The following is a 10622-nucleotide window of genomic DNA, read 5'->3' on the forward strand; positions in this document are numbered from 1 at the left end:
GGCGTTAATGCAGCTGCATTATTCAACACCCCATTTTTCTTACGGCACAAGCATTTCAATGGGTGTATTCTGTGATTCATCTACAGTGAAGAAATCCGGCTCTGTACTACCTGCTGGGGCGGATATTTTGATAGAAGTTAAAGCTTGTGCGATAAATGCAGAGGATTGCTTTACCCACTCTGGACGCTCTTTATCTTTAGGATAACTACTAGCAGTATATGGAGCTACTACTATTAATCGAATATAACTGTTTTCTGATATACCTGTGTAATAGGTATCTACAGTCTCTCCAGCTAGACCAGCAACGGCGCGTGCTCTCCCCCCCTTTTCATAATGCTCTCGTGCCCATTGGCGACCATTGATGACCACCACATCTCGAGGGATATCTTTTTTACCTAAACGGTTACCTTGAGCATCATATATATAATTAAAACCCTTCGTCATTTTCACTAAGCTTTCTAAGGTTCTATAATCTGCCCACATCCAGGCCTTATCTGAGGTACGGTCTATCTTTGATTCCCATTCTTCAGCCAGATAAAGACTAGCACCAATCCCGGTTTCTCCATATGTATTCACAAATGGCCATATGCCAGTCTCATCTTTGCGTCGAAAGCCAATCAAACCAACAGTCTTTTCTCTTCTATAATTTGTTCCAAAAACTTGCTCTCGATAATACTGCGTATCAATGTTTTCCCGATTGTAAGTCGCGGCAGTTCTTCCTTGTGGGATAGTCATAATGAAGGTACGGTCGTCTATACGAATGGTATAGCTGCCCGGGGGTACTGGGTAGTCCTGATCAAGACGCTCTTGTGGATCTCTGAAGTTTTTGTATGTTTCCAAGTCTGCGGAAAGCAGCTGTGTTGGTATGAGTAATGACATAGCAATCATGGCTAATGTAATTGGGTAGTATTTCATGGGTTACTTTCTTCTTTATATGGGCCGCTGTAACGTGTTGGTTCTACGAGATAACCAAGTGGCAAGGTGTGCGGACTGTCTGATGGTCCTTTAGATAAATCAGGTATAGCAATAATAGACTTTATCCATTTTATCGGATTGCCATTTAAACCAGCGATATTAGGCACAACGTCAGCATCTGAATTTTTATAAGCGGGTTGTGGGTTATCTTTCGTTCCTAATCCAAATTTAATTCCTGCACGATCCAAAATCAAACCTGTTACCAATTCATTATTAGCCCCTGAGTGGAACAATACGGTATTGCTGGATAAGTTGCCAAGCGCAATATTCACAGCCTGTGTAAATATTGCGCCGCCTCGGCTATGCACTACCCAATCCACTTGATTGCCATTATCTTGTACGTTTTGCAACACTCTCGACAAAAACTTGGCCTCAGATGTAGTTGATAGACCGCCTAAACTCACTTTGTCAGCCAGTGACAATGCAAGATCCGTTACAAAATCATTATTAGGCACATAATTAAGTGTATAGACACTAGTACCTGCATAGGCATCTTCAACATGAATCCCCATTAAAGCAGGGGCGTAAATTGGCGAATTTTGCATGCCATTTACGCCAGCTTTGTTTGTATAGACCTGATCATCGGAACTACCAATCACCCCCCATTGATCCGCCACTTTGACCACGACATAGTTTTTATGAGTGTTACGATCAATAACGTCATAGGGATCGCCATTATAAAGATCAGGACTTTGACTTTTATCTGCATTACCAATACTTACTCTATCTAGCTCCTGATTTGACACACGAATAAGTGGGACATAACTTTGCAACTCATTTTTGTCTGTATAACTTGAAAGTACTGCTTTATCTTCAGGCGTTACGTTTCTTATAGGTTTATTGTCTGCTGTTTTATCAAAATAAGTACCTAGCGCTTGACGCATTACAATAGTAGCAGTACGGCAAGCATCAGAGCTTACAGCATCAACACATGCAGTACGTAAGGAAATATCTCGCTGTTTATCAAGATCTGTCAACTCATTTGCCCGGTTACACGCTTCATCATCTCCTTCATCACAATCCGTAATAGCTTTTTTACGCTCTTGATTCTCTTGATGATTCAGATAGTTATTGGTTGCTTCACTTAATGCTGTCCCTGTTCCAACTTGCCCACCGACACTCACACCAATAGCTGAAGCTGTGGCCATGATCAAGCTTTGTTTTAACACCTCTGGGATATCTAGCTTAACAATTTCATTGCCTACTTTTGGAATTACTGCTGAAGAGACACCTGCACTTAAGGCGCCATCTAAGCTCCCCACCAAGCCCCCAACTAGTGTATGCAATGCGACACGATAGACTCCACCATCAGCCCATTTAGCAGCTTCTTCTGGGTTGCTGGTTTTGAGTTTGTCATATTGACTACCAGCATAATCCCCTACCGCCTTCGGCGCTACCTGACTAAACGCTTGGGTAATTTGTATCTGTGCGTTGAGTTCTCTTTGCACCTGCTCTTTATCAAAGATAGGGGTTAAGGTGCCTGCTAGACTATTGCCTTGGCTATCCACTGCGATAGCTAAAGTGTCGCCTTGAGCATCGGAGCTGAGTTGGGTTTGCACATCACGGTTAAGCATGGCTACTGTAGTTGTAGTGTCTTTACCTGTTTTTATTTGTTGGTTCGTGTTATCGGTAATATTCACCACACCGCCACTAATACCACTGACGGTTACACTGCTACTGTTATCACTTAAGTTTGCACTACCAGCACTGGCGGTTGGGCTATTTTTATAGCCTGTGCCATCTGGTTGCTGGTTAAGCCCTACGCCAGCACTAATACTTAAGCCTTTTGCACTGTACTCTGCACTATTTTCGATATTAGCCGTTGTCAGCGTTTGTGTATTCAAGCTGTTTGCATTATTTTGGATGGCTTTATCTGTGGAAGCAATCACTGCACCTGTGAGGTTAGTATTGCCATTGACGCTCACCTGAAATCCTCCATCCCCCGCCATAATACCGCTTTGTTCATTCACGCTGGCGTAGTTGGATTTGGTTTTGCTGTTGGAGGCGCTAATAGAGCCACCATAGCTACCTGCACCAATCGGGATACTGACACTTAAACCTGCACTTTTTTGCTTGTCTTTGTATTGGTTAGTGTCTTGCAGGCTTTCTATATTGAAATTGCCTGTGCCACTGGTACCAATATGGGCAACCACTTGGTTACCTGTGAGTTGTGCGCCTTTAAGTGTGCTATCGGTACCACTTTCTAGTGTGACTTTGTCGCCGTTTTGATGTCCACCTTGAATAATGGTTTCTGTCCAGGTGGTGCCGTTACCTGTGGTTTTGCCTTTGCCTTGTGAAGCACTGGCAGTGACAGCAAAACCACTTGTTGTGCCAACGCTTACTCCTAAACTAGCACTGCTGGATTTATTCTTTCCAGTGAGAGTATCGGTATTTTGCGCAGCAAGTAAGTTGATTTGGTCGTCAGCTTTTAGCATAACATCGTCACTGGCTTTTACTTGACTGCCAATGATGTTGATATCTGAATCTTCACCAGCGCCACTAGCGACAATAGTAATATCACCACCAGCATTGAGTGTACTGCTTTGTGCTTTGCTGCTGGTTTGAGTGGTTTTACTGCTGCTTTTTGAGGTGCCAATTGAGAGACTGATGTTAATGCCACCCATTTGGTCCACAGCATTGGCTTCACGTACATTAGTCATGTCGTTAGGGCCAGTATTGCCTGCGGTAGGCACATTACCATATTGATCTACTTTCCCGAGTGCATCACTTGCATTCATGACTGCCAATGCTGTGGTACCCGCTGCTAAGGCTTGCATACGGCTATCACTAGTTTGGCTGGCTGCTTGGCTCATTTGTTGAGCTGTTTGAATCGCACTGATCACTGGGTTGCTGATAGCCAGGGTTAAACCACTTTGTTTAAACTTAGTTTCTTGTAAGGTTTGGCTGGTATTTTGTGCAGAAGTAATGTTCACTTGTTGCGCATTAATATTGATATCACCTGCTGGGGTAAGTACGTCACTAGCTGTTTGTGTATAGACCTTACCAGTCGTAACATTCACGTCCCCTTCTACACTGCCCACGGTGCTGCCAGTTTGGCTGGTGCTGTTTGTGGTTTGTTTAGTACTGAGTTTACTTGTACCTAGGCTAACGCTGGCACCACTACTACTGAGGCCGCTGGATTTGGTTTTACGTTCGTGTAGTTCATAGGCGGTGTTTTGTGCGCTGGTGATGTTGAGGTTGTTGTTGGCGTTTAATGTGGTGCCGTTGTCGCTGACGATGTTGCTGCCGCGTACGGTGAGGTCATTGCCTGCTTGTAGGGTGATGTTGTCTGCACTGAAATTGCTGCTGATGCTGTTGTCTGATGCAAATACATCGCGTTGGGTTTTGGTTTTACTGCTGAAGGTGCCGCTTTTTTTGACTTTACGGGCAGTATCAAAGTTACTGGTTTCACGGCCTTCTATAATATTGATATCTCCTGCAGCTGCCACTTTAATTGCGCCATCTTCACTATTGACGTTAGCCGCTTTAGCATTAAAGTCTTTGCCTGTATTGAGAGTGATATCACCATTGGTTTGGATTTGTGTGCCTATCTCCTGGGTGCCGCCATGTTTAACGTAGTTTTTGGCATTACGGACACTACTGTTCTGCTCGGCAATAGTCACTGTACCTAGGTTAATGTTTTGACCAGCATTGACTTGCGTGACTGCACCTTCGCCACGATTGATGATAGTTGCTGCCATCAGATTGGCATCATTGCCTGCGTTGGCAACCAGTATCGCGTCAGGATTGCTCATATAAAGCCCTGCAACACGGTCTAGATTGGTACGGCTAAAACTACTGGCACCGCTACTGTTTTGGCTGCTTTGCGTAGTGCTACGTAGGTTGATGTCGTTACCAGCTTCTAGCAACATGGCATCTTTGGCTACAAACTGGCCGCCGATATTATTGATGTCGTTACTGGCTTTGAGTAGTGTGGTGTCGGCCTGTAGTTGCCCGCCTAGGTTATTAATATTTTGCGCATCAAGGCTGATAAAGTTGCGGCCTGCGATGGTGCCTTGGTTAACAAGGTCACCAGATAACTGCATGGTGACACTGTTGCCAGACATGATGCCTGTGGTGGGGTGTAGGTCATCGGATTGTAGCTTAACGTAGACTTGTGGCACTAGTGCTTGAGTGGTGGTGCCATCTGGCAGTGTGACCGTTTTTTCCACCAACCACATGATATCGCTGGTGAGTTGCGCGGTTTGGGCTGCGGTAAGTGCCACACCTGGGATGAGCTGCAGAGTGCGTGCGGTGGTAATGCCGTTATCCATCAGCGCTTGATATTGTGCCTCATCTGAAGCGTAGCCTGTTAGAAAGCGGCGCCCCGTAAGCTGGTTGATTTGTTCACGGATGAGCTTTTGTTCGTAAAAGCCATCACCTAGACGCTTTTGCATGGTGGCAGGGTCAGACGCTAGTTGGCTTAGCATATAATCCGAGCTTAGCCAGTTACGGTAGTTGGTAAAGCGAGGGTTGCTTTCTATCAGGTAGCTCGCCGCTACGTCTGGGCTAGTCTGGAACAAGCTACTCGTCACTACTGGCACAGCCGCTGAACTCACGGTAGTGCCGCTGCCAGTTGGTGTCGTACTACCTTCTAATCGGCTGGTTGAGAGGTTATAGGTAAGCACTGTATTGGCTGGGTTGTAGGCACCAATCACATCTACATCATAATCATCGTCGTTACCGTCCCAGTCGTAATAATAGGCAGTACCGTTATAACTGGTGGTAGTTTGGCCTTCTGTATTTAAGTTTTGGACTGATGCGCCACTCACATCGAGGTTGCCGCCAGCAATGATTTGGCTATCGCTATTGAGGACTGATCCGCTGAACGTCATATTTCCACCAGCAAGTATCTGCCCAGGGGTGGATGTAACCACTTGCGTTTCGTAGATGGTTTTAGTGCCAAGGTAGCGCGTGTATTCACGGAAATTATATGGCAGACCGTAAGTTGAGCCATAGCGCCACTCGACATTGACATTACCGATTTGAAAGGCTGGATAATCCCCACTTTCTAAAATAACGCTTTGATGCCTTGGAGTAAAACGATCAAAGCTCCCAGTTCCGGTCTGCACCACTTGTGTAACTAAATCAGCATTTAAGTTTTGTAAATCGGTTACTGCAAAGGTAGAGTTTCCAAGTGATTCGATAGTCGCGCCATCATTAATGAGAGAGTCAGCAGACCCGATGGCTAAGTGATTATTGTCTAGGCTACCCCCAATGGCAAGATCACCGATACTAAACATAAGGCTATCGCTGCGATTTTCAATGGTGGTAGCGCCAATATCAAGCTGAGTACGGGCGGCAATAGTCGCACCAGCTGTATTGCTTAAATGAGCGACTTTTACGGATAAGTGATCACCAAACAGGCTACCGGTTTGAGTATTGATCAGCGTACCGGCATTAACTCGCGTATCAACGCCATCAATCAGGCCAAGGTTTGTGAGCGTGCCAGTTGCGTTGAGTTCAGTGTCAGCACCTACGATTTCACCTGCGGCAGTGTTGTTGATATTTTGCGCGCTGATAGTGACTGACTGACTAGCAAGCAATGTAGATTGATTGGCAATGTCGCCAGTGGTTTGTAGGTTAAGGTTGCCACCAGCTTGTAGTTCGCCAGTATGCGTATAATCTGCATTAAGATTAATTGAAATATTGGCATCTGCCTTAATGCTGCCATTACCAGTTAAAGCAACGGTATCTATCTGGATATTGGTTTTAGCACTTATGCTGCCTGTGTTTTGCAGTAGACCATCGGCAGTAATGCTAATTTCACCTACACTAGCGCCAATTGAGCCTGCATTACGCACGCCAAGGCCAGATTCAGTGCCTACCATGCTGATTTTACCTGCGTACATACCACCTAAAGCAGCTACATCAACCGCAAATGCGGGGGTAGCACTGCTGGAGTTGGGGCTAATTGGTGTAACACTGGTTTGGTGGCCATTTTGGTCCACATTAACCTGATTAGTACCCGTGGTGATATTGAGGGCGTTAGCCCAAATACCTGCATTCACCTCAACAGCACGCGCTATCACATCGGTAAAGTTTGCTTGTGAGGCATCTAAGCCGTTACCTAATATGTTTATGCTGCTGCCGCCGCCCACACGATAACCTAACAAACTACCATTGTTAAGAATGGGCGTACCAGTAGTTAAGGTAGCACGATGTGCATTAATAAAACCACAGCCATTACAACTAATGCCAGCAGGATTGGCAATTACTACCTGTGCACGGCTACCAGCAAGCTCAATATAACCATTAAGTAAGCTAGGGTTCTGACTGTTCACCTCATTCAAGATCACTTTAGCAGAACCACCCGCAAGATACGGGTTTGCCTGCACCCATCCACCAAGCTGTGTTTCTATATTGCTACGGCTATTATTAAGAATCACGCCATTACTGTTAACATCAAACTGGCTGTAAACGTTACGCGAAACGCCTGCAGCGCTTGGTGTTTGTATATTCACTAACGGTGTACCGTTAGCCGCATTCATCACCATTGGGCGTAGCGTGCTAGCTGCGGTCTGATCGGCAACAATATCAGCCTGAGCTATTGGTATATTAAGAGGATTAGGAATCACCATCGCCATACCGAGTGCTAGCATGAGATTAAATGCCATGGGTCTTAAAGTATGGCTTTGTTGTAACGCTGGCAGTCGAATGATACTAGTAGCAACAGTTTTGCCTGTAGCTGCTTTACCTATATGCGATTTAACATTTTCTGCAACAACCATCATACTGCCACGTACAGCGTTAAAGATGATGCGATAGCATTGTTTGTTCATCAACAACTTCCTTTTGAATACAGGTTAGGTAAATAAAAAACTGGCTAGCTAGCACTCGTGCTATTTCTAATTCAGGCCGACTTCAGCTAGGAATCGACCAAAACACTCATTGACGATCATTGCCGCACTAGCATCTACTGCTTTGTAGTTTTCTGCTTTCCAGTTCTCTAGTGGCATTTTTTCCTTTGCAGCGCTACCACAACTGACGGTCTTAATTGCCTGCCGCTTCCCCTCTTTTTGCTCTAGCAAAGTTACCTGTAAGTGATAGTTCAATGCGTAATCTTGACTCGTAAGAAAAGACACGTAGCCCAACTCCCATAATGGCGCATTGACAGCTATGGTGAGTTCACGCCCAACAGAGGCAGACGCTGGTGCACGATTATCAAAATAATCAGAAAGTTTTTTTGCCAGTGCTAAATCAGCTCCTTTACCAGCCCCTACGGCATAACTATCTGGTAATGCTTTGGAGAGCTCTCTGCCGAATGTCTGACCGATGTTCATGTTATTTTGTAGCTGCTGCATGTTTCTAGCATCCCCTGCACTACCTGCCACACTCCCAGCGACAGACGACACCACAAAGTTACCAACCGCTTGTGCTTTTGTACGCTCTGCAAGCTGCGCTGGTTTAGCGATTGGCGCAACGACGATATGGCTATTTAATATTGAATCCCTCAGTGCATCTTTCGATGTTAATGGTGTTGTTGAGCACGCAGTTGCTGTAAATGCGATTAATGCTGACAAGGTGTATATATATACTGGTGCTTTCATTGCTTGATTGTTCCTATTGTTGAACTTAAAAAATGTGTGACTAAATCTAATATGAGTAATTGAAGTTAAAACCAGCTGTGGTGCTATGCGTTTCAAACCCTTGCGGCTTGTTAATTGGCTTTGCCACAAATACGTCGTAACTTAAATATCCAAAGCGGCTGCCTAACCCTCCCCTCATCCCGAGAGCTGTACCAGCTAAGTATTGACCCAGTAAGTTTTTAGCAGACTGACCGCCCACCTCTCCATAATCCAGCCCCCAATACATAGACTGACCAGATGCAGCGATAGGTACAGCAAGCTCGTTGCGTATAAACCATCCGTGGTCTGCTAATAAAGTCTGCTGACCATCAAAACCTCGCACAGTAAAGCGGTTGCCAATGCTAAATCGGTCTTGTGGAGTTAACGGTGTGTAGTTGGCTTGCCCGCGTAAATTAGCGTTGTATTGCAAGGGCTGCATCCCCCAAGGAGCACTCACCTTGAATGGCACATTTAAGCTTAAATCACCGATAAGCATCTCCATCCGTGAAGTGCCTTCGTTAAAGGCCTCTTCAGGCGCTTTAAGTGAGTCTTTTGCGCCAGTGCCACGGCGATAGGCAAGGTTATAATCTAAAACAGCACTGCCTAAATACCAGCTTTGATTAACACCAAGCTCCCAACCAGCAGTGCGACGACGTTGCACTTCAATTTCAGTATCGTTTATATAGTTGCTAGATTTGCGTAAAAAGCCTTTTACAGAGAGAAACGTCTTGTTGATTTGGCTACGGTAAACTAGCCGTGAGGCTTTCACATCACCTTGCTGGGAAATACCACTAAACACATAGCTTTGGTTAGTACCTGCTACCGTTTGGTGAAATGTACTGTGTGATGCACTTGTACTTAATAACCAGTTTTGAAGAGGAATAGAATAATGCGCACTATGGCTTTCGTTACCCCTTCTTCCTGAATCACCGCCACCTAAATCATGGTTATAGTTCACATAAAACAAATCATTAATGGATAACAAATTATCAGCTGATAGGGTAATACCACCTTGATACTTACCCGTACTGTTAACGCCACTATCGTCTAAATTGAGCGACACTCTTAGTGGAAAGCGTTGGCGGTAGCTAATCACAAGATCACTTAAACCTGGCTGAGATAATGGTTGTTCTCCGTTCAATCCAGACTGAGCTGGCTCAATTTGAATATCTACCTCAGCAGTAGGTACGCGTTTAAAGTTCTCCAGCGCCTGCTCAATATCACGTAGGTTTAAAATATCACCTACATGGATTGGCAGACTGTTCCACGCCGATATGCGCTTACTTGAGTCTGGTGTAAAACGTACTGAAGATAGCCTACCGGGAACGATAGTAAGTTTAAGTACGCCAGATTTAAGGTCCTGCGGCGCGGCTAGCACTCTGGTGGTGATATAGCCTTTTGCGATAATGGCATGCTGAACACGTGCCATTAGAGCATTAATCCCCACAGCACCGAGGCAGCGTCCTAAAATTGGTTGATTAACTTCCTGCGCATGGGTGAGGACAGCATCTAAGGCAAATTGAAATTTACTAGCGGAGTCTCCAACCAGCTCAACTTGATGAATAGCAAAGCATGGTGTTTCAGACTCAGGAATCTGATCACTGATTACCGTGGCAGCATTTTGCAGTTTTTCAACCGCTTCGCGTACATCGGGCTTGATTTCTTGCTGTTGTTTTAATAGACGCAAACGCTCTTGTTGGCGGTTTTGCTCAAGCGCGTTGGTATCTGCTTGATTAATAACTTCAGCAGATAAAAGTTGCAAAGGGGTAAACAGGCACAGAACGACGAAACAAAATTGTGTATGATTAATTGTTATTATTTTCATTAAAGTATAGATAGCGATGCGTGCTATTTTAATTTTTTGAAAATAATATCCGACAATACCGAGCTACAGTTGACTCGACCTATAAAGTTAACAATTGTTTACAATACACGCCGATAAACACTCAATCACGATTGCAACTGATTGATTAATTGAGGATAAAGTATTACATGAAGCAAAACCTAACGCTTAAGATATCAAACGCTAGGCCTACACTAATGACGTACAAGACTAGAATACAGACTACTCTTAATCAC

At 44.8% G+C, this 10622-nt stretch carries 4 protein-coding genes; all 4 read right to left on the minus strand.

The window, feature by feature from the left end:
* Positions 1-39: 39 nt before the first annotated feature.
* The 4 genes from C3Y98_RS09220 to C3Y98_RS09235 all read right to left on the minus strand — a co-directional run bounded on the left by C3Y98_RS09220 (position 40) and on the right by C3Y98_RS09235 (position 10305).
* The gene (locus C3Y98_RS09220) at positions 40-915 is read right to left on the minus strand and encodes a hypothetical protein (RefSeq protein WP_135278304.1); all 876 of its coding nucleotides are present in this window, start codon (positions 913-915) and stop codon (positions 40-42) included.
* Positions 912-7757, minus strand: coding sequence for a hemagglutinin repeat-containing protein (locus C3Y98_RS09225; RefSeq protein ID WP_135278305.1), 6846 nt, complete (start codon positions 7755-7757; stop codon positions 912-914). The genes C3Y98_RS09220 and C3Y98_RS09225 overlap by 4 nt, the downstream gene beginning before the upstream one ends.
* Positions 7758-7823: 66 nt before the next feature.
* A complete protein-coding gene (locus C3Y98_RS09230; RefSeq protein WP_135278306.1) occupies positions 7824-8525 on the minus strand; it encodes a hypothetical protein in 702 nt (233 codons plus the stop codon).
* A 46-nt stretch (positions 8526-8571) separates the two neighbouring features.
* Positions 8572-10305, minus strand: a complete 1734-nt coding sequence (locus tag C3Y98_RS09235) for a ShlB/FhaC/HecB family hemolysin secretion/activation protein (RefSeq protein WP_209308779.1) — start codon at positions 10303-10305, stop codon at positions 8572-8574.
* Positions 10306-10622: the final 317 nt, after the last annotated feature.

Origin of the sequence: Methylotenera oryzisoli, assembly GCF_004661485.1 — a bacterium.
Lineage (GTDB): Bacteria > Pseudomonadota > Gammaproteobacteria > Burkholderiales > Methylophilaceae > Methylotenera > Methylotenera oryzisoli.